The organism is Geomonas sp. Red276 (genome assembly GCF_054784495.1).
Genome location: NZ_BLXW01000016.1, coordinates 1 through 19,617, shown reverse-complemented (window position 1 = coordinate 19,617; position 19,617 = coordinate 1). Strand labels below are relative to the sequence as shown.

Below are 19,617 nucleotides of genomic sequence, written 5' to 3'. Positions count from 1 at the left end.
GAGATCCGGAGGTAACAAAAGGAGGCAGGAAAAATGGCACAGGGTAAAGTAAAATGGTTCAACGACGCTAAGGGTTTCGGGTTCATCGAGCAGGAGAATGGTGAAGACGTGTTCGTCCACTTCTCCGCCATCACCGGCGAAGGCTTCAAATCCCTGGCTGAAGGGGAATCGGTCTCCTTCGACGTTACCAACGGGCCGAAGGGTCTGCAGGCTGCTAACGTCAAGAAGCTCGGCTAAGTCTCTCTAGCCACCCAGTAGAAAGGCCCCGTCGGAAGATCCGGCGGGGCCTTTTTCGTTTCTGATTTTAAACAGTCCTCCCCCCTGCCCCTCTCTCCTAAGGGGCGAGGGGATGTGTTGTCATTGCGCAAAAAGGGGACTGGCACCTGCGGAGCCAGTCCCCTTCCCATTCCAGAAGTTTTCAACCTAGAACGTAGAACCTGTTTCAAACGTTAGAGCGGTTCGATGTCCCTCGCGGTGGCGACGGCCAGCCTGTTGAGCGCGTCGATGTACGCCTTGGCGGAGGCCTCGATGATGTCGGTGGAGGCGCCGCGGCCGATCACGTTCTTCTCCCCTTCCGACACCCTGACGGTAACCTCGCCCTGGGCGTCGGTGCCGCCGGTGATGGAACCGACGTTGTACTGGACGAGCTTCGGGTCCACCTTGGCGAGCTTCTTGATGGCCTTCAGCGTAGCGTCGACCGGGCCGTCGCCCAATTCCGCCGTCCTCACCTGCAGGCCGTCGATCTCCATCTGGACGGTGGCGGTAGCCACGGCGAAGGATCCGCAGGTCACGGTGATGTGGGAAAGCTTGTACTTCTCCTTCACCCTCATCACCTCGTCGGCCACGATGGCCTCCAGGTCCTCGTCGTAGACCTCCTTCTTGAGGTCGGCGAGGGCCTTGAAGCGGGTGAAGGCCTTGTTCAGGTTCTCCTCGTCCAGGTCGTGTCCCAACTCTTCCAGCCGCTTCTTGAAGGCGTGGCGGCCGGAGTGCTTGCCGAGCACCAGGGCGCTCGCCTTGAGCCCGACCGATTCCGGGGTCATGATCTCGTAGGTGGACTTCTCCATCAGCATGCCGTGCTGGTGGATCCCCGCCTCGTGGGCGAAGGCGTTGGCGCCGACGATGGCCTTGTTCTGCTGGACCACGATGCCGGTCACCGCGGTCAGCAGGCGGCTGGCCGGGGTCAGCTGGTCGGTCACCACGTTGGTCTTGAATGGCAGGATGTCGCCGCGGGTCTTGATGGCCATGACGAACTCTTCCAGCGAGCAGTTACCGGCGCGCTCCCCGATGCCGTTGATGGTGCACTCGACCTGCCCCGCGCCCGCCTGGACGGCGGCGATGGAGTTGGCCACCGAGAGGCCGAGGTCGTTGTGGCAGTGCACCGAGATGACGGCGTCGTCGATGTTCTTCACGTTGTCCTTCAGGTACTTGATGATGTCGAAGTACTCGAAGGGGATGGTATAGCCGACGGTGTCGGGGATGTTGACCACCTTGGCGCCGGCGTCGATGACCGCGCCCACCACCTCGGCCAGGAATTTCCGGTCGGTCCTCACCGCATCCTCGCAGGAGAACTCGACGTTCTTGGTGTAGCCGCAGGCCCTTTTGACCCCCTTGACCGCCGACTCGAGCACCTGGGACGGGGTCATCTGCAGCTTGTATTTCATGTGGATGTCGGAGGTGGCGATGAAGGTATGGATCCTCCCCCGCTCGCCTGCGTACTGAAGTGCCTCCCAGGCACGGTCGATATCCTTGAAACCGGAGCGGCAAAGGCCGGCGATCTCAGGACCGGTGATGGTCTGGGCGATCTTCTTGACCGCCTCGAAGTCACCTTCCGAAGCGATCGGGAAGCCGGCCTCGATCACGTCCACGTTGAGTTTCTGCAGCTGCTTCGCGAGGCGGAGCTTCTCCTCGATGTTCATGCTGGCGCCCGGGGACTGCTCCCCGTCTCTGAGTGTGGTGTCGAAGATCTTGATGGTCTTTGGTTCCGTTTTGTTCACAATCTTCCCCCTGTCTTATTATTAAACTGCGGTTGGAGAGAAACTCATTGGTTTATCTCTCGATTATCCCAGATATCCGGTCAAAAGCCATCGGCCGCTGGCTTAAGGCCGGAAACGAAAAAAGCCTCCGCCCCAGTAAGGGGCGAAGGCTTTGAAAGCTTCCGCGGTACCACCCTTGTTCGTCCACCGAAACGGCGGACCTCGTTAGCCCTTAACGCGGGCGGACGGCCGACGCTAAAGCCCGGTCCTGCGGCTCTTCACGACGGCGGCTCGGAGGCGAGTTCACCTTGCTTCCACACCGGTTCGCAGCGACCACCGGCTCTCTGGAGAGGAAGAGAAAGGCTACTACTCCTCGTCAATGCCTTTGACGAATTTTGGGGATAATAACAAACCCCTGACACGTGTCAAGGGTTTTTTAAAAACATCGTTTCACTCACCCCCGCCGTCAGTCTCAGCGTTCCCTCCCCTTCAAGGGGAGGGGCAGGGTGAGGATGGGGTAAAAATCCCCCCTACTGCGGCCTCTTTCCGGAGCTGATCATCTCCTCGTGCCCCTTGTGGAGCGCCTTTTCGAGCCGCCTCCTGCGCGGCCAGGTCATGACGAAACCGACCGGCCCGGAGAGGATGTAGCAGATGAAGACGGTGAAGAACATGATGGCCGGCTCGGCGGCGATCACGATCAGTAAAAGCACCGCCAGCACCAGGAAGGCAAACGGCTGACGCTTGATCAGGCTCGGGTCCTTGAAGCTGTAGTAGCGGACGTTGGAGACCATCAAGAGAGCCAGGAAGTAGATCAGGATGATGACCGGGAGCTTGTTGTAGGTGCTCGGCCAGTGCATGTGGTAGAAGAAGAGCACGGTGGCGGAGACCATGCTGGCCGCGGCCGGGGTGGGAAGACCGACGAAGCGCTTGCTTTCCACCGTGTCCACCTGGACGTTGAAGCGGGCAAGCCGTAAGGCCGCGCAGACCAGGAAGAGGAAGCCGGCCAGCCAGCCGAGCCGTCCGAACGGCCGTAGCGCCCAGCAGTAGACCAATAGCCCCGGTGCCGCCCCGAAGGAGACCACGTCGGCCAGCGAGTCGAACTCGACCCCGAACTTGGAGGCGGTACCGGTCAAGCGGGCCACCTTGCCGTCCAGGCCGTCGAAGACGGAGGAGGCGAGCACCCAGAGGGCGGCGGTCCGGTAATCGCCGTTGATGGTGGAGACCATGCTGTAGAAGCCGGCGAACAGGCTTCCGGCGGTGAAGAGGTTGGGGAGGATGTAGATCCCCTTGCGCATCCCCTCCCTCTCTATCTTGGCCGTCTCTTCGTTCACGGAAGTATCCCCAGGATGGTCTCCCCTGCGACGGTCTTCTGTCCCATGGCGACCTTGATGGCGGTCCCGACCGGAAGGTACACGTCCAGCCGGGATCCGAAGCGTATGAGCCCGTACCTGCGACCTTTGGTTAGCATATCCCCAACCTTCGCGTAGCAAACGATGCGGCGGGCAATGAGCCCAGCCACCTGCACCACCACCATCCGCGCCCCGGTCGGGGTCTCCAGCACCAGCCCCTGCTGCTCGTTCTCGAAGCTCGCCCGCTCGTCACGGACGTCGTAGAACTTACCCCTGGTGTAGAAGTCGTCCACCACCTTGCCGTCGATGGGGGCCCGGTTGATGTGGACGTTGAAGACCGACATGAAGATGCTGACCTTCTCCATCTCCTTTTGGGTGTGCGGCTCGACCACCTTGCCGAGGAAGATCACCAGGCCGTCGGCCGGGGCGATGACCGCCTGCTCGTTGGTCGGGGCGGTGCGCTCGGGGTTACGGAAGAAGAAGACGGTGAAGAGGGTCAGCAGCCCCCCCAGGACGGCGGGGGCGTAGAAGGCCGGGTGAAGAAACTGGCCGGCCACCGCCAGAAGGACGGTGGCGGCCAGAAATCCCAGGATGAACGGGAACCCCTCGAAAGCAACCGGGGTGTTAGTATTGCGCATTCAATAACCTCATGTGTGAACTGGGCGGAAATATCTACCCTTTCCAGCCTTTGGCCCCGCGGCCGATGACGACCGGGCCGGTGGAGACCAGCTCTTTCAGCCCGAGCGGACGGAGCAGCTCGATCATGGCGCTGACCTTGGCGGGGGTGCCGGTGGCCTCCAGGGTGTACGACTTGGGGGTGACGTCGATGACCTTGGCGCGGAAGATGTCGGCGATCCTCAGCACCTCGGCCCGGCTCTGCTCTTCGGCGTTCACCTTGACGAGCACCATCTCGCGCTCGATGGCGTTCTCCGGCTCGAAATCGATGACCTTGATGACGTCGATCAGCTTGTTGAGCTGCTTGGTGATCTGCTCGATGATCTGCTCATCCCCGCGGGTCACCACGGTGATCCTGGACAGGGATTCGTCGTTAGTGGGGGCGACGGTAAGCGAGTCTATGTTGAAGCCGCGTCCGGAAAAAAGCCCCACCACGCGGGAAAGGACGCCGAACTCGTTCTCGACCAGCACTGCAATCGTGTGTCTCATGTATTTCCCTCCGTATCAGTCTGTAAGGTTATTCCCAATCAGGAAGCCAGCACCATTTCGGTGAGCGAAGCGCCGGCCGGAACCATCGGCAGCACCTTCTCTTCGCGGGCAACTTTGAATTCCATCAGCACCGGTCCCTTGGTGGCGAAGCCCTTCTTGATGACTTCGTCGACCTCGTCGACCTTGGTGGCCCTAAGGCCAGTCGCCCCGAACGCCTCGGCGAGCTTGATGAAATCGATGGGAAGCTCCATACAGGTGGAGGAGTAACGTTTGTCGAAGAACAGTTCCTGCCACTGACGCACCATCCCGAGGAAGTTGTTGTTGAGGATGACGATCTTCACGTCCAGGCGGTTCTGGACCATGGTGGCAAGTTCCTGCATGTTCATCTGGAAACCGCCGTCGCCGCAGATGGCGATCACCTGGCGGCCCGGGAAGCCGGCCTGGGCGCCCATGGCAGCCGGAAGGCCGAAACCCATGGTGCCGAGCCCGCCGGAGGAGAGGAGGGTTCTCGGGGTGGTGAAGCCGAAGAACTGGGCGGTCCACATCTGGTGCTGACCGACGTCGGTGGCCACGATGGCGTCGGGATCGGAGAGGGCCCGGAGCCTCTGGATCACGTACTGCGGCTTGATGGTGGAGCCGGTCTGGCGGTAGGTGATCGGGTGCTTCGCCTTCCAGTCGTCGATCTCGGCCTTCCAGGAGGCGAACCCTTCCTTGGCGGCCGCGAGGTCCTTGGCCTTGGCGTGGGTCACCTTGAGCATCTGGGTCAGCACTTCGCGCACGTCACCGACGATCGGGAGGTCCACCCTCACGTTCTTCTTGATGGAGGTCGGGTCGACGTCGAGGTGGATGATCTTCGCGTGCGGCGCGAAGGAGGCGATCTTGCCGGTCACGCGGTCGTCGAAGCGGGCGGCCACCGCGATCAGGAGGTCGCAGTGGGAGACCGCCATGTTGGCGTAGTAGGTCCCGTGCATGCCTAAAAGCCCCAGGGAGAGGGGATGATCCTCGGGGAAGGAGCCAAGGCCCATGAGGGTGGTGGTGACCGGAATGTCGAGCTCTTTGGCCAGGGTGGTCAGCTCTTCGGAGGCGTTACCGAGGATGACGCCGCCGCCGACGTAGATGACCGGCTTCTTGGCCTGGGCGATCATGGCGACCGCCTTCTCGATCTGCCTCGGATGACCTTCCACGGTCGGCTTGTAGCCGCGGATATCCACCGTCTCCGGATACTCGAACTCGGCCTGGGCGATCTGGATGTCCTTGGGGAGGTCCACCACCACCGGGCCGGGACGTCCGGTACGGGCGATGTAGAAGGCCTTCTTCATGATGAGCGCGAGATCCTTCACGTCCTTCACGAGGAAGTTGTGCTTGGTGCAGGGACGGGTGATGCCGATGATATCGGCTTCCTGGAAGGCGTCGTTGCCGATCAGCGCGGTCGGCACCTGCCCGGTCAGGATCACCATCGGGATGGAGTCCATGTAGGCGGTGGCGATGCCGGTGATGGTGTTGGTGGCGCCGGGGCCGGAGGTGGCCAGGGCGACGCCGACTTTGCCGGTGGCCCGGGCGTAGCCGTCGGCGGCGTGAACGCCGGCCTGTTCGTGACGAGGAAGGATGTGCCTGATCTCCTTGAAGGAGAACAGCTCGTCGTAGAGGTTGATGACGGTACCTCCGGGATAGCCGAAGATCGTGTCGACCCCCTCCCGTTTGAGGCACTCCAGTACGATTCGTGCACCGCTCATTTTCATAGGTATACCCCCATACTGCGGCAGATACTCTGCCGGCTATGTTAGATCCCGCGTCCGGTAAGACGAAAGACCACTTGAAAAAACAATCCAAGTCCCCTGAAGCCTGCCAGCCCTCGGTAAAGGGAGGCCTGCCTCTGCCCCTTCGGTAAAGGGGGTCGGGGTGTTACTCCGCCGTGGTAATGGCGCCAGTGTGGGCCGAGGTGACAACCTTGGCGTAGCGGGAGAGCCAGCCCTTCTTGATCTTCGGCTCGGGTGCGCTCCAGCGGGTCTTTCTTTCCGCCAGGACTTCGTCGCTCACGAGCACCTTGAGAGTGCGGGCCGGGATGTCGAGTTCGATTTTGTCGCCGTCTTCGATGAGGGCGATGGGGCCACCCACCGCAGCCTCCGGAGAGATGTGGCCGATGCAGGGGCCGCGGGTGCCGCCGGAGAAGCGGCCGTCGGTGATGAGGGCAACGGAGTCGCCCAGGCCAAGGCCCATGAGCGCCGCGGTCGGGGCCAGCATCTCCCGCATCCCCGGACCGCCTTTGGGGCCTTCGTAACGGATCACCACCACCTCGCCGCTCTTCACCACGCCACCCATCATGGCGGCCATGGCGAGATCTTCCGAATCGAAGCAGCGGGCGGTGCCGGTGAATTTCATCATCTTCTCGCCGACGCCGGACTGCTTGACCACGGCGCCTTTGGGGGCGATGTTGCCGAAGAGGACCGCGATCCCCCCTTCCTTCTTGACCGGTGCGGAGAGCGGGTGGATGACGGTCTCGTCGACCGCCTGGAGGGTTCCGGCGATCTCCTTGGTGGTCATCCCGAACACGGTCGGGCAGTCGTGGATCTTGTCCCCCAGCTGCTTGAGCACGCCCGCCACGCCGCCTGCCGCATCGAGATCCTCCATGAAGTGCTCGCCGGCAGGGTTCATGGATGCCAGCTGCGGAGTCTCCTTGGCCAGGATGTCGAAGGTCTCCAGCGGGAGCTCGACCCCCGCCTCGTGGGCGATGGCCAAAAGGTGCAGCACGGTGTTGGAGGAGCCCCCCAGCGCCAGGTCGACGCGGATGGCGTTCTCGAAGGCCTCGCGGGTCAGGATGGAGCGCGGGGTGACGTTGTTACGCACCATGTCGACGATCTTCTCGCCGGAGGCGAAGGCGATGCGGCGCTTCAGCGCGGAGACGGCCAGGGCGGTGCCGCAGCGCGGAAGGCTCATGCCGAGGGTCTCGGTCAGGATGGCCATGGTGTTGGCGGTGAAGAGCCCCTGGCAGGAGCCCATGCCCGGGCAGGCATTCTCCTCGCAGCGGGCGAGTTCCTGGTCGTCGATGACGCCGGCCTTGTAGCGGGCCATGGCCTCGAAGGTATCGGTGACGAAGGAGTACTTCCGGCCGGCGTCGCCGCGGCCGCTCATCATGGGGCCGGCGGTGACCACGATGCAGGGGATGTCCAGACGGGCGGCAGCCATCAGCATGCCCGGGGTGATCTTGTCGCAGTTGGTGAGAAGGACCAGGCCGTCGAGGCGGTGCGCCTCGGCTACCGACTCCACCATGTCCGCGATCAGCTCGCGGGTCGGCAGGGAGTAGTGCATCCCCTTGTGCCCCATGGAGATGCCGTCGCAGACGCCGGGGATACCGAAGAAGAAGGAGTAGCCTCCGCCGGTGTGGACCCCCTTCTCGATGAAACGCTCGAGGTCCCTCATCCCGACGTGCCCCGGGATCAGGTCGGTGAAGCTCGTGGCAATGCCGATGAAAGGTTTACCCATTTCGCTCTGGGGAAGACCGGTCCCTTTGAGAAGAGCGCGGTGAGGAGTACGTTCCAGGCCCTGGGTAATAGTATCGCTACGCATTCTTTATCTCTCCCTGCTACAGTCGCGGCCCGTATGAGGCGGCCGACCGGCGGTTTGGTGAGGCAAAAACGATGAAGTTCAGCGAACTTATCGACTAATGAATCGAACGATCAAGATAATACATTAACGGCCACCTGTCAACAGCAAGTAGAACAGCGTTAACGGGGAATAGGGCTTATGTGATCGTATTGGAAAGGGAATTACGAAAGGAGCGAACGACGCACGCCAGGCTTCTCCGAGGCAACCCATACGGCCCCCCCCCCTTTGCGAAGGGGGACAGGGGGGATTTCAGCGGCTCGGGCTCTCAGGGTAGGATGGGCACCCCGTACTCCGAAAGAGAAAAACCAGCCCTCACCCGGCCTTCGGCCACCCTCTCCCCTGAAGGGGCGAGGGTTAGCGAAAAACTACGCCGCCGCTGCCTCGCGCTTCCTTTTGGCGATCTCGGCCTCGGAAGCGCGCAGGTAGGTGGGGTTCAGGAGGGCGAGCGGGGTGAACTCTCCCCTGAGGCCCTTGTCGAGCGCTATGACAGTTCCCGCCGAAGCGCGCGGGAGGTCCGCGTTCCAGGGAGCAAAGAGTGCCTTTTCTCCCAGCGTCGACTCTATCAGGGCACGGTAGCGAACGGCCCCTTCACCGAGAAAGATGGTGGGGGAATCGATGGCGGCCAGGAACTCGGCCGGCGGAAGCACGGCATCCGGCACGAGTGCCGTGGGGAGTGAATCGCACCGGTAGAGCCCCGCGTACACCTCGCTTTTGCGGGCGTCGAACAGTGGTGCAACCGGCAGAGAGGCGTGGGGAAGATTCATGGCCAGCATGGCGAGCGAGGAGAAGCCGATGGCGGGTTTTCCGGTGGCGAGCGAAAGCCCCTTGGCGGTGGCGATACCGACCCGAACCCCGGTGAAGGAGCCGGGGCCGAGGGAAACGGCGAAGGCATCGAGCCCGGCGGGTGTGAGCTTGGCAGCGGCCAGAAGGTCCGAGATCGAAGCCGACAGGCGCCCGGAATTGCAGCGGTCTTCACCGAGGATGCATTCCCCGAGGAGTTTGGTGCCGTCGCTCAGTGCTACCGAGGAACAGTTACTGGAGGTATCAATCGTTAAAATCTTCAAGGCAGCTATTTCCTACGTGAACTAAACCCATTCGGACCGGAACCCCATCCTCACCCTGCCCCTCTCCTTGAAGGAGAGGGAACCTAGCGCCCCCTACCTTACAGTTTCGCCCCGGTGAACATACGTGCGATGTCGTTGTAGAAGGCGAGGATCATCAGGCTGATCAGGAGCACGAGGCCGATCTGCTGGGCTATCTCCCGGGTTTTCTTGCTGACCGGCCGCCCGATGACCACCTCGATTCCGAAGAAGACCAGGTGACCACCGTCCAGGATCGGAACCGGAAGCAGGTTGAGGACGCCAAGGTTGACGGAGAGAAGGGCCACGAAGGCAAGGAAGTTGACGCTGCCGGCCGCCGCCTGCTGGCCGGCCATCTTCACGATCATGATCGGCCCGCCGATGGTGTCCAGCGGAATCGCCCGCTGTACCAGCCGGACCATCGAGAGCACGGTCATCTTGATCATGGTCCAACTCTGGACGGTACCACGGGAAAATGCCTCGTCGACCGGGAACTTGTCGATTACCGTGTCTCCCGCCGCTACCACTCCGATTACCGGGCGGGTAACCTTGTCACCGAGGATGGTCTTGGTGGTGCTGCTTTCGGGGGTCACCGTGAAGGTCAGGGGAGTGGTGCCGCGCTTGACGGCAATCTGCAGGGGAGCGATCTTCCCTTCCGCGATGATCTTGGCGAACTCGTCCCAGCGGTTGACCGGCTTGCCGTCGATGGCCGTGATGAGGTCACCGGTCTTGAGGCCGGCCTTGGCGGCAGGCTTGTTGGCCATGACTTCGCCGACCTTGGTGGTTACCGCGGGCACCCCCATCATGAAGATGACGATGAAGATCAGCCAGGCCGAGAGGAGGTTGAACACCGGGCCGGCCGCCACGACGGCCATCCGCTTGAGCGGGTGCTTGTGCGAGAACGAGCGCTTGATGTCCTCGTCGGTGAGCTCGACGTCCTCCCCCTCGCCAACCATCTTCACGTAGCCGCCGAGCGGCAGCGCGGAAAGGAGATACTCGGTCTCTCCCACCTTCTTGCCGACCACTTTCGGGCCGAAGCCGAGGGAGAACTTCTCGACACCGACGCCGAACAGCTTGGCGAAAAGGAAGTGGCCGAATTCATGGACAAAAATGAGCGCCCCAAGGGCGATGATGGCGAAAAGCATGCTCATGGATTTTCCCTTTGCACCCCATTTCCGTAAAGAACTGGGGTCGCGTGATCACTATGCTCCAGAAGCGTAGCTTACTTCATTGTACCCGGCAATTCCGCTTTCCCGCTACTGTACGCCGAGGACTTCCTTCGCCTTCGCCCGCCCCCAGCGGTCCGCCTCGAGCACCTCTTCGATCGACTTCAGCTGGTGAGCCTGGTGGAGGTCCATCACCTTCTCGATCGATTCCGGAATGGCCATGAAGCCGATGCGGCCGTTGAGGAAGGCGTCGACGGCAATCTCATTGGCGGCGTTCATGACGGCCGGCATGCTCTCCCCCTCCCCCGCTGCGCGGTAGGCGAGCTTGAGGGCCGGGAAACGGTCGGTGTCGGGGTTGAAGAAGGTGAGCCCGGAAAGGGTGGTGAGGTCGAGCGGCTTGACGCCGGAAGGAACGCGGGCGGGATAGGTCAGCGCGTAGGCGATCGGCCCCTTCATGTCGGGTACGCCCAACTGGGCCATGACGCTCCCGTCGATGTACTCCACCATGGAATGGATGATGCTCTGCGGGTGGATGTTGACGGCGATCCGCTCCACCGGGATATCGAAAAGCCAGCGGGCCTCGATGACCTCCAGCCCCTTGTTCATCATGGTGGCCGAGTCGACGGTGATCTTTTTCCCCATGCTCCAGTTGGGGTGGTTGAGGGCGTCGGCGACGGTGGCCTGGGCAAGCTGCTCCTTCCCCCATTTCAGGAAAGGTCCGCCCGAGGCGGTCAGGATGACGCGGGCGATGTCCTGGTCGCGGTGGCCGCACATGGACTGGAAGACCGCGCAGTGCTCGGAGTCGACGGGATAGAGCTTCACCCCTTTCTCCTTCACCAGGTTCATCACCAGGTGGCCGGCGGTGACCAGGGTTTCCTTGTTGGCCAGCGCCACATCCTTGCCCGCCTTGACGGCGGCGTAGGTAGGAACCAGGCCGGCGGCGCCCACGATGGCGGCCACCACCATGTTGGTCTCGGCAGCGGTGGCCGCGGCGATCATCCCCTCCACGCCGTGCATGATCTCCGGCTTCTTGCCGGTCAGCATGCGGGAGAGCGTGCGGGCGTTATTGGCGGTCAGCACCGAAACCAGTTCCGGCTGGTAAGCCTCGATCTGGCTCTTCAGGAGTTCCAGGTTGTTGCCGGCGGTGAGGGCGATCACCTTGAACATCTCGGGCTGGGCGGCCACGACGTCAAGGGTACTTACTCCGATGGAACCGGTCGAACCGAGAATGGTCAATTTTTTCATAAAGATCCCTCGTAAACGAAGAACAAGTTCTAGGTTCTACGTTCTAGGTTCTACGTTGAAACCTATTGGCAGAGCAGAGAACTAAACTTTCAACGTGATTGTAACCTCGTACAACGCCAAGTTTCATTCTTCTAGTCCTATGAGCCTTCAACGTGGAACGTAGAACTGGTTCCAGAAGTTAAGGGGGTAGGTTGCGTTGAACGGCTTCTCCGTGAAACGCAACTCTTTCCGATACTGCGGGAAACGTCGCGTTTCGTCCCTCAACGCGACCTGCAGTTCTTCAACGTAGAACGTAGAACATAGAACTTAGAACCGGTTTCAGAAGTTGAAGTACGCGTAGTAGAATGCGGCCGGGGCGGCGAAGAGGATGCTGTCCAGCCGGTCCAGGACGCCACCGTGTCCGGGGAAGATGGTCCCGGAATCCTTCACGCCGCAGCTTCTCTTGATAAGCGATTCGAACAGGTCGCCCAGCTGGCCGAGGAGCCCCAGCAGCAGGGCGGTCGCCACGCAGTCCAGCGCGGTCAACTCGTGGAAAAAGAGCGCCTTGAAGATAAAGGCACCCGCCACGCTGCCGGCCAGCCCGCCGGCGGACCCTTCCACACTCTTCTTCGGGCTCACCGACGGGTAGAGCTTGGTCTTCCCCAAGGTCGACCCGACGTAGTAGGCCGCCGAGTCCCCGCTCATGACGATCACCATGATGAGGAAAAGCCACGAGACGCCGTGGGGAAGCTGCCGGATCAGGATCAGGTGGGAAAGAAGCAGCGGGACATAGAGAAACCCCATCAGCAAGACGGCGGCGTCCCCGGCGGCTCGCGGGATCTCCCTGAACCTGAAGAGCTCGATGAGAGAAAATCCCAGCACCAGCACGGTGAGCGCCATCAGCGGGATGATCCGGTCGGGAGCGAAAAGGGTGAAGACGGAGAGAGCTCCCGCTAAGGCGGCGAGCCTCCCCTCGGCGCGCCGCGCAGGGAGCGCCATCCGGTAGAACTCGTCGAGCCCCAGCAGGGAGAGGAGGAAGACCAGTACGGCGAATTGAACCACGCCGGCCTTCAGGATGAATATGATCACCAGCGGCAAAAGTACGGCTGCGGTGGCTAGTCGTTTGATAGCGGACTCCTGTAGGCTCCAGCCGTCGGGCTGAAGCGGCATTGCCGGATAGTACGGCACAACGTGAGCCGATTACGGTAACCGAGCAAGGTCCTCTCAGGAGGGCTCTTTGCGGAGCTGGTCGCTGGTCATGCCGAACCTGCGCTCCCGGGACTGATAGTCCCTGAAGGCCCTCGCCAATTCGTTTCTGTCGAAGTCCGGCCAGTTGACCTCGGTGAAGTAGAGCTCGGCATAGGCGAGCTGCCAGAGCAGGAAGTTGGAGATGCGCATCTCCCCGCTGGTCCGGATGAGGAGGTCGGGGTCGGGAATTCCCGCGGTGTGCAGGGAGGCGCCGAACATCCGCTCGTCGATCTGCTCCGGGTCGAGCTTTCCTGCCGCCGCGTCGGCGGCGAGGCGTTTGGCGGCGGAGACGATCTCCTGGCGCCCGCCGTAGGAAAGGGCCAGGGTCAGCAGCATCCCGTTGTTACCGGCAGTCTTCTCAATAGCCTGATCGATCTCGTGCTGGATGTCCGGGGGGAGGTCAGAGCGGTTTCCGATCACGTTGAAACGGATGTCGTTCTGCATCATCCTCTTGATCTCGGCGCGGATGTACTTCTTCAAAAGCGCCATCAGCGCCTTGACCTCGGTCTTGGGGCGCAGCCAGTTTTCGGCCGAGAAGGCGAACAGGGTCAGGTAGCGGATGCCCAGCCGCGAGCATTCCTCGACTATCACCCGGACCGTCTCCACCCCTTTCTGGTGCCCGACGATCCGCTGCAGCATCCGTTTCTCAGCCCAGCGGCCGTTACCATCCATGATAACCGCTAGATGAACCGGGAGTCTCTCCGGTCTTAAACTATCCATAGTCACCCTAGAAACAAAAAATCCCCGTGATACGGGGTTTTGCGCGGGAAGGTACGGGCGAGCCGCGCTGGCGGTGGGGCTGGCGGGGGCGCATACCCCCGCCGCCAAGGCCTTGTTAGACCTCCATCACCTCTTTTTCCTTGTGAGCCACCACCTCGTCGACCTTGGCGACGTGGCTGTTGGTGGCATCCTGGACATCTTTCTCCGCCCTCTTCAGGTCGTCCTCGGAGATCTGCTTGTCCTTCTCCAGCTTCTTCAGCTGGTCGATGGCGTCGCGGCGGATGTTCCTGAGCGCTACCTTGGAGTCCTCGGCATCGCGCTTGAGCCCCTTCACGATATCCTTGCGGCGCTCCTCGGTGAGCGGCGGGAGCGACAGGCGGATCAGCTTGCCGTCGTTGGCAGGGGTGAGGCCGAGGTTGGAGTTGAGGATGGCCTTCTCGATCGGCGCGATCATCTTGTTGTCCCAGGGCTGGATGGTGATGGTCCTGGCCTCGGGAACCGCGAGGGTGGCCACCTGGTTCAAGGGGCTCGGGTTTCCGTAGAAATCGACCCGGACATCGTCCAAAAGGGCGGTGGTGGCGCGGCCGGTGCGGATCTTCTGGAAGTCCTTCCGGAGCGCCTCGATGGTCTTGTCCATGTGGACGTTCAAATTGGCGATGACATCCTTGATCATTGCTATTCTCCTTCTTTAACCAGGGTGCCGATCGGCGCGCCGGATACCACGCGGAGTACGTTGCCTTCGGTGGTCAGGTCGAAGACGATGATGGGGAGGTTGTTGTCCATGCAAAGGGAGATGGCGGTGGCGTCCATCACCTGGAGCCCCTTTCTCAGCACTTCCAGGTAACTGAGGCTCTGGTACTTGGTGGCGGAGGGGTCCTTTTTGGGATCGGCCGAGTAGACGCCGTCGACCTTGGTCCCCTTGAGGATCACGTCGGCGCCGATCTCCATGGCACGCAGGCTCGCCGCGGTGTCGGTGGTGAAGTACGGGTTGCCGGTCCCGGCCCCGAAAATCACCACCCTCCCCTTCTCCAGATGCCTGATGGCGCGCCTTCTGATGTACGGCTCGGCGACCTCGGCCATCCCGATGGCGGACTGGACGCGGGTGTCCACCCCGATCTTCTCGAGGGCGTCCTGCATCGCGAGGGAGTTGATCATGGTGGCCAGCATCCCCATGTAATCGGCGCTGGCGCGATCCATCCCCTTGGAGGAGGCAGCCAGGCCGCGGAAGATGTTTCCACCGCCGATGACCAGGCAAAGCTCAACGCCGGCCTCCACCACGGCCTTCACCTCGCGGGCGATGGCGGTAATGGTCAGGGGGTCGATACCGTACCCCTGCTCGCCTCCCAGGGCCTCCCCGGAAAGCTTCAGGAGCACTCGTTTGTAGTACGGTTCTGGCATGGTTGTCACCTTCGTTGGTAAACAAGAAAAATCCCGTGCACCTGTCGGTCAGCGGGTAAAAAAAGAGCCGCCCATTTTCATGGCCGGCTCTTCTGGGTCGCTCTAGACGCCGGCGGCCGCGGCAACTTCGGCCGCGAAGTCGCTTTCCTTCTTGGCGAGCCCTTCGCCCAGCACGAACTTGGCGAAGCGGCGGACGCTCATGTTCTCGCCGATGGAGGCGATGGTCTCGTTGAGGTAGGTCTGGACGCTCTTGTCCGGATCCTTCACGAAGGCCTGCTCGAGGAGGCAGATGTCGGAGTAGAACTTGTTGATCTGGCCTTCGATGATCTTGTCGATGATCTTGTCCGGCTTGCCGCTTTCCTTGGCCTTGTCACGGTAGATGGCCTTCTCGCGCTCGAGGAGCTCGGCGGGAACTTCCTCGCGACGGACGTACAGCGGGCTGGCGGCGGCGATGTGCATGGCGATGTCGCGTACGAAAGCCTGGAAGTTGTCGTTCTTGGCCACGAAGTCGGTCTCGCAGTTCACTTCCACCAGGACGCCGATCTTGCCGCCGGCGTGGATGTAGGAACCGACCATACCTTCGGTGGCGGCGCGGCCGGCCTTCTTGGAGGCGGCGGCGAGGCCCTTGGTGCGGAGGTAGTCGATCGCCTTCTCGTGGTCACCGTTGGTTTCGGTCAGGGCCTTCTTGCAGTCCATGAGGCCGGCACCGGTTACTTTCCTCAGTTCGTTTACCATTGCAGCGGTAATGCTCACGTTATCCTCCACAGCCTCCCGCGCCTGTTCGGCGCGGGGACTCATCATGTAGTTTTCGAAACGAGTGGGATGTTGCCGGGAAGAGGGGATTAGGCCTCGCCGGCAGCCTCTTCGGCGACTTCCTCGGCCGGAGCGGCGAACTCCTCCTCGGCGCCGGTCTGGAGACGGGCGTTGCGGGCCTGGGCGCCTTCGAGCACGGCGTCAGCCATCTTGCTGGTCAAAAGGCGGATGGCGCGGATGGCGTCGTCGTTGCCCGGGATGACATAGTTGATGTCGTCCGGATCGCAGTTGGTGTCGACGATGGCGACGACCGGGATGCCGAGCTTCTTGGCTTCGCTGACGGCGATCTCTTCGTTCTTCGGGTCGACCACGAACAGCACGCCCGGGGTCTTGCCCATCCCCTTGATGCCGCCCAGGGTCTTCTCGAGCTTCTCGCGCTCTTTGCCGAGCTTCAGCTGCTCTTTCTTGGTGTAGGCTTCGATGGTGCCGTCGGCGATCATGGCGTCGAGGCGCTTGAGGCGGTCGATGCTCTGCTTGACGGTGGAAAAGTTGGTGAGCATGCCGCCCAGCCAACGCTCGTTGACGTAGAACATGCCGCAGCGCTGCGCCTCTTCGGCCACCGAATCCTGGGCCTGCTTCTTGGTGCCGACGAAGAGGACGGTCTCACCGGCCTGGGCGGCTTCGGTCACGAAGCTGTAGGCGTTCTTGAAGAGACGGACGGTCTTCTGCAGGTCGATGATGTAGATACCGTTACGGGCGCCGAAGATGTACGGCTTCATTTTCGGGTTCCATCTCTTGGTCTGGTGACCGAAGTGGACACCCGCTTCCAGCAGTTCTTTCATGGTGATGTTCGACATGTACTTTCTCCTTTGGTTTGGCCTCCGCCACCCGCATGCCGGAACCCGCCGAAGCAGGCACCACCGGCACTTGATGACATGGCGTGCGAATTTAAAGCAGCAAAGGTATATATCACAGCAATGCGGGATTGGCAAGGGGTTTCCCTAACTCTGAGACGCGCCCGCGGACCATCCCCTCCCCCAGTCAACCCCTGTACGGCCCCGGTCGAACAACGGCATCCTTTCTGAAACACACCTACCCGACCATACCTGCCCGCGTCCGGCGTTATTCCATGGCCGGCAGCCGGGCGAGCCCCCTCTCCGCGAGCTCCCAGAAAGCGCGCACACTCGGGCGCTGCAGGTTCTTCACCGACGTCGCCAGCCCTACCTCGTAGGGATCGAGCCGCGGGGCATTCTCCAGCACGGTCACCTCGTCCCGGAACGGGCTCCGCTCGAGGACGAGCCGCGGCACCACCCCCACCCCGCACCCCAGGCGCACCATGGCGATGATCGCCTCGTTGCCGGAGACCTCCGAGGTGATGCTGGGGGCGATCCGGTGCTCCTTCAGCCACTGGTCGAGCCGCCGCCGGGAGAGCCCGGTCTGGGGAAGGACCAGCGGGGTGCGGGCCGGGTCGAGGGACTCCTCCTTGACGGCCAGGGCGAACCCTTCCGTGCGGGGGGCGATGAAGATGAGGGGGATGGTCACCATGGGGAGAAAGGCGAGCCCGCTCTTCGAGCCATCCGGAAGCGGCGCCACGGCGAGGTCGATCTCCCCTCGCTGGATCTGCGGGATGGCCTGCTCCGCCGCCCCGGTCCTCAACTCGAGCTGCACCTCCGGGTACCGCCACCTGAAGTTCTCCAAAAGCTGCGGGAGCAGGCTGTAGACCGCGGTGATGGAGGCGTAGATGGAAAGGGTTCCCGCCACCGCCTGCTCGTTCTTGATGGCCAGGCGGAAGTTTCGCCACTCGTCCAGGGAGAGGCGGGCGTAGCGCTTCAGCCTTTCCCCCGCCGGGGTCAGCAGCACCTTCCGGTTGTCCCTGATAAAGAGCGGCTGCTCCAGCTGCTCCTCCATCCGCTGGATGGTGCGGGAGAGCGCGGAAGGGCTCAGGTTACAGGCCTGGCTCGCCCTGCCGAAATGCAGCAGCTCCGCCAGGGTGAGGAAAACTTCCAGCTCGCGCATGTCCATTAGAACGCCCCGTGGTACAATGGTACCATCTCATTGGTCTCCCCCCTCCCTTCGCGCCTTCGTTCCCGCCCAGCCTTCCCCTCTCTTTCCAGGTGGGCCAGCCGCTTCCCGAGATACGTTCTGGCGGGTGGACATCCCTTTGCCAGTGTTGCAGAAACTGCAACACAATATGCACAACAATTCACTTTACGCAATATTAAATTTCCGGTACTGTCTGCACGCTATCACATCTATACCCCACCAAACATAGAGGAGAGAAAAGATGGGAGAGAACTACTTCAACACCCTGCCGCTGCGTCTCCAGCTGCAGGAACTCGGCTGCTGCCGCTTCATGGACGCCTCGGAATTTTCCGCCGGCTGCGAGTACGCCAAAGGCAAGAAGATCGTCATCGTCGGCTGCGGCGCCCAGGGGCTCAACCAGGGCCTCAACATGCGCGACTCAGGCCTGGACGTCTCCTACACCCTGCGCGCCGAGGCGATCGCCGAGAAGCGCCAGTCCTACCGCAACGCCGTCGACAACGGCTTCAAGGTCGGCCCCTACGAGGAGATGCTCCCCACCGCCGACATCGTGATGAACCTCGCCCCGGACAAGCAGCACTCCAAGGTGGTCGAGACGGTCATCCCGTTCCTTAAGCAGGGCGCCGTGTTCAGCTACGCCCACGGCTTCAACATCGTCGAGGAAGGGACCCAGATCCGCAAGGACCTCACCGTCATCATGGTGGCCCCGAAGTGCCCGGGCTCCGAGGTGCGCGAGGAGTACAAGCGCGGCTTCGGCGTGCCGACCCTGATCGCCGTTCACCGCGAGAACGACCCCAAGGGCGACGGCCTCGAGATCGCCAAGGCACTGGCCTCCGCCCAGGGCGGCGACCGCGCCGGCGTGCTGGAGTCCTCCTTCGTCGCCGAGGTCAAGTCCGACCTCATGGGTGAGCAGACCATCCTCTGCGGCATGCTGCAGACCGGCAGCATCCTCTGCTTCGACAAGATGGTGGCCAACGGCATCGCCGCCCCCTACGCCGCGAAGCTGATCCAGTACGGCTGGGAGACCGTCACCGAGGCCCTCAAGCACGGCGGCGTCACCAACATGATGGACCGCCTCTCCAACCCCGCCAAGCTGGTGGCCTTCAAGCTGGCCGAGGAGTTGAAGGAGATCATGCGCCCGCTGTTCCAGAAGCACATGGACGACATCATGAGCGGCTCCTTCTCCAGGACCATGATGGAAGACTGGGCCAACAACGACGTGAAGCTCCTCACCTGGCGCGAGGAGACCGGCAGGACCGCCTTCGAAAAGACCGAGGCCGCCGGAGAGATCACCGAGCAGGAGTACTTCGACAAGGGGATCCTGATGGTCGCCATGGTCAAGGCCGGCGTCGAGCTCGCCTTCGAAACCATGGTGCAGACCGGGATCGAGCCGGAGTCCGCCTACTACGAATCGCTCCACGAGACCCCGCTCATCGCCAACACCATCGCCAGGAAGAAGCTGTATGAGATGAACCGCATCATCTCCGACACCGCCGAGTACGGCTGCTACCTCTTCTCCCACGCCTGCGTGCCGCTTTTGAAGGACTTCATGTCCAAGGTCGGCACCGACGTGATCGGCAAAGGGCTGGAGCTGAAGGACAGCAGCGTGGACAACACCCTGCTCGTCTCGGTGAACGGCGCCATCCGCAGCCACCTGGTCGAGGAGGTGGGCGCCGAGCTGCGCGCCGCCATGAAAGGGATGAAGAAGATCGTCTAGGCGGTCCTTCTCCAGACGCAAAAAGGCGCCTTCCACCAGGGGGCGCCTTTTCTTTTCCTGATTAGCGCCAATCTTCCGCTGGAAGACAAGCGCGACATATTACGTCGTAGGTGGTTCATATAATCACGGCACATTCCATCCGAGGAGGCTGCCGTGAAGAATCGTTTCCAGTTCCAGTCAGGC

18 protein-coding genes and 1 other annotated feature are annotated in these 19,617 nt (G+C 62.1%); of the genes, 2 read left to right on the top strand and 16 right to left on the bottom strand.

The features are described 5' to 3' along the window. Positions 1-33: 33 nt before the first annotated feature. A complete protein-coding gene (locus ACYVL5_RS12490) occupies positions 34-237 on the top strand; it encodes a cold-shock protein (RefSeq protein WP_183350568.1) in 204 nt (67 codons plus the stop codon). Between the two features lie 212 nt (positions 238-449). Here ACYVL5_RS12490 and ACYVL5_RS12485 read toward each other — a convergent pair whose 3' ends face one another. From ACYVL5_RS12485 to ilvY, 16 genes are all read right to left on the bottom strand, one after another. Beyond that, a complete protein-coding gene (locus tag ACYVL5_RS12485; protein WP_460595907.1) occupies positions 450-1,994 on the bottom strand; it encodes a 2-isopropylmalate synthase in 1,545 nt (514 codons plus the stop codon). A 135-nt stretch (positions 1,995-2,129) separates the two neighbouring features. Next, positions 2,130-2,362: a binding site (T-box leader), on the bottom strand. A gap of 141 nt (positions 2,363-2,503) precedes the next feature. Beyond that, on the bottom strand, positions 2,504-3,268 hold the full coding sequence (pssA, locus tag ACYVL5_RS12480) for a CDP-diacylglycerol--serine O-phosphatidyltransferase (protein WP_460596000.1): 765 nt from the start codon (positions 3,266-3,268) through the stop codon (positions 2,504-2,506). A gap of 32 nt (positions 3,269-3,300) precedes the next feature. Next, entirely contained in the window at positions 3,301-3,960 is a 660-nt protein-coding gene (locus tag ACYVL5_RS12475) for a phosphatidylserine decarboxylase (protein ID WP_460595906.1), read from the bottom strand. A gap of 34 nt (positions 3,961-3,994) precedes the next feature. Beyond that, positions 3,995-4,486: an acetolactate synthase small subunit gene (gene ilvN / locus ACYVL5_RS12470; RefSeq protein ID WP_460595905.1), complete on the bottom strand. Its 492-nt coding sequence runs from the start codon at positions 4,484-4,486 to the stop codon at positions 3,995-3,997. Positions 4,487-4,524: 38 nt separating this feature from the next. After that, on the bottom strand, positions 4,525-6,225 hold the full coding sequence (gene ilvB, locus ACYVL5_RS12465; RefSeq protein WP_460595904.1) for an acetolactate synthase large subunit family protein: 1,701 nt from the start codon (positions 6,223-6,225) through the stop codon (positions 4,525-4,527). 163 nt (positions 6,226-6,388) lie between these two features. Next, positions 6,389-8,050, bottom strand: a complete 1,662-nt coding sequence (ilvD, locus tag ACYVL5_RS12460) for a dihydroxy-acid dehydratase (protein ID WP_460595903.1) — start codon at positions 8,048-8,050, stop codon at positions 6,389-6,391. 404 nt (positions 8,051-8,454) lie between these two features. After that, entirely contained in the window at positions 8,455-9,153 is a 699-nt protein-coding gene (tsaB, locus tag ACYVL5_RS12455; RefSeq protein ID WP_460595902.1) for a tRNA threonylcarbamoyladenosine biosynthesis protein TsaB, read from the bottom strand. A 98-nt stretch (positions 9,154-9,251) separates the two neighbouring features. Beyond that, complete coding sequence (gene rseP / locus ACYVL5_RS12450) at positions 9,252-10,319, bottom strand: M50 family metallopeptidase (protein ID WP_460595901.1); 1,068 nt, start codon at positions 10,317-10,319, stop codon at positions 9,252-9,254. A 105-nt stretch (positions 10,320-10,424) separates the two neighbouring features. Beyond that, positions 10,425-11,579, bottom strand: coding sequence for a 1-deoxy-D-xylulose-5-phosphate reductoisomerase (locus ACYVL5_RS12445; protein WP_460595900.1), 1,155 nt, complete (start codon positions 11,577-11,579; stop codon positions 10,425-10,427). A gap of 318 nt (positions 11,580-11,897) precedes the next feature. Then, on the bottom strand, positions 11,898-12,686 hold the full coding sequence (locus tag ACYVL5_RS12440) for a phosphatidate cytidylyltransferase (RefSeq protein WP_460595999.1): 789 nt from the start codon (positions 12,684-12,686) through the stop codon (positions 11,898-11,900). A 96-nt stretch (positions 12,687-12,782) separates the two neighbouring features. Beyond that, a complete protein-coding gene (locus ACYVL5_RS12435) occupies positions 12,783-13,526 on the bottom strand; it encodes an isoprenyl transferase (protein ID WP_460595899.1) in 744 nt (247 codons plus the stop codon). Between the two features lie 115 nt (positions 13,527-13,641). Beyond that, positions 13,642-14,199 (bottom strand): ribosome-recycling factor, encoded by a 558-nt coding sequence (frr, locus tag ACYVL5_RS12430; RefSeq protein WP_460595898.1) that lies wholly within the window; start codon positions 14,197-14,199, stop codon positions 13,642-13,644. Positions 14,200-14,201: 2 nt separating this feature from the next. Beyond that, positions 14,202-14,924, bottom strand: coding sequence for a uridine monophosphate kinase (gene pyrH, locus ACYVL5_RS12425; protein WP_460595897.1), 723 nt, complete (start codon positions 14,922-14,924; stop codon positions 14,202-14,204). A 102-nt stretch (positions 14,925-15,026) separates the two neighbouring features. Continuing rightward, complete coding sequence (gene tsf / locus ACYVL5_RS12420; protein WP_460595896.1) at positions 15,027-15,677, bottom strand: translation elongation factor Ts; 651 nt, start codon at positions 15,675-15,677, stop codon at positions 15,027-15,029. 89 nt (positions 15,678-15,766) lie between these two features. Continuing rightward, positions 15,767-16,534 (bottom strand): small ribosomal subunit protein uS2, encoded by a 768-nt coding sequence (gene rpsB, locus ACYVL5_RS12415; protein ID WP_460595895.1) that lies wholly within the window; start codon positions 16,532-16,534, stop codon positions 15,767-15,769. Positions 16,535-16,799: 265 nt separating this feature from the next. Beyond that, positions 16,800-17,699, bottom strand: a complete 900-nt coding sequence (ilvY, locus tag ACYVL5_RS12410; RefSeq protein ID WP_460595894.1) for an HTH-type transcriptional activator IlvY — start codon at positions 17,697-17,699, stop codon at positions 16,800-16,802. A 262-nt stretch (positions 17,700-17,961) separates the two neighbouring features. Between ilvY and ilvC the strand changes: the two genes are divergently transcribed. Beyond that, entirely contained in the window at positions 17,962-19,434 is a 1,473-nt protein-coding gene (gene ilvC / locus ACYVL5_RS12405; RefSeq protein ID WP_460595893.1) for an NADP-dependent ketol-acid reductoisomerase, read from the top strand. Positions 19,435-19,617 lie beyond the last annotated feature (183 nt).

Excerpts from the sequence above, each read along its gene's own strand:
- ACYVL5_RS12490 (WP_183350568.1), top strand. The coding sequence starts at position 34 with ATGGCACAGGGTAAAGTAAAATGGTTCAACGACGCTAAGGGTTTCGGG.
- pssA (WP_460596000.1), bottom strand. The coding sequence starts at position 3,268 with ATGCGCAAGGGGATCTACATCCTCCCCAACCTCTTCACCGCCGGAAGC.
- ACYVL5_RS12475 (WP_460595906.1), bottom strand. The coding sequence starts at position 3,960 with ATGCGCAATACTAACACCCCGGTTGCTTTCGAGGGGTTCCCGTTCATC.
- ilvN (WP_460595905.1), bottom strand. The coding sequence starts at position 4,486 with ATGAGACACACGATTGCAGTGCTGGTCGAGAACGAGTTCGGCGTCCTT.
- ilvB (WP_460595904.1), bottom strand. The coding sequence starts at position 6,225 with ATGAAAATGAGCGGTGCACGAATCGTACTGGAGTGCCTCAAACGGGAG.
- ilvD (WP_460595903.1), bottom strand. The coding sequence starts at position 8,050 with ATGCGTAGCGATACTATTACCCAGGGCCTGGAACGTACTCCTCACCGC.
- rseP (WP_460595901.1), bottom strand. The coding sequence starts at position 10,319 with ATGAGCATGCTTTTCGCCATCATCGCCCTTGGGGCGCTCATTTTTGTC.
- ACYVL5_RS12445 (WP_460595900.1), bottom strand. The coding sequence starts at position 11,579 with ATGAAAAAATTGACCATTCTCGGTTCGACCGGTTCCATCGGAGTAAGT.
- ACYVL5_RS12435 (WP_460595899.1), bottom strand. The coding sequence starts at position 13,526 with ATGGATAGTTTAAGACCGGAGAGACTCCCGGTTCATCTAGCGGTTATC.
- frr (WP_460595898.1), bottom strand. The coding sequence starts at position 14,199 with ATGATCAAGGATGTCATCGCCAATTTGAACGTCCACATGGACAAGACC.
- pyrH (WP_460595897.1), bottom strand. The coding sequence starts at position 14,924 with ATGCCAGAACCGTACTACAAACGAGTGCTCCTGAAGCTTTCCGGGGAG.
- rpsB (WP_460595895.1), bottom strand. The coding sequence starts at position 16,534 with ATGTCGAACATCACCATGAAAGAACTGCTGGAAGCGGGTGTCCACTTC.
- ilvY (WP_460595894.1), bottom strand. The coding sequence starts at position 17,699 with ATGGACATGCGCGAGCTGGAAGTTTTCCTCACCCTGGCGGAGCTGCTG.
- ilvC (WP_460595893.1), top strand. The coding sequence starts at position 17,962 with ATGGGAGAGAACTACTTCAACACCCTGCCGCTGCGTCTCCAGCTGCAG.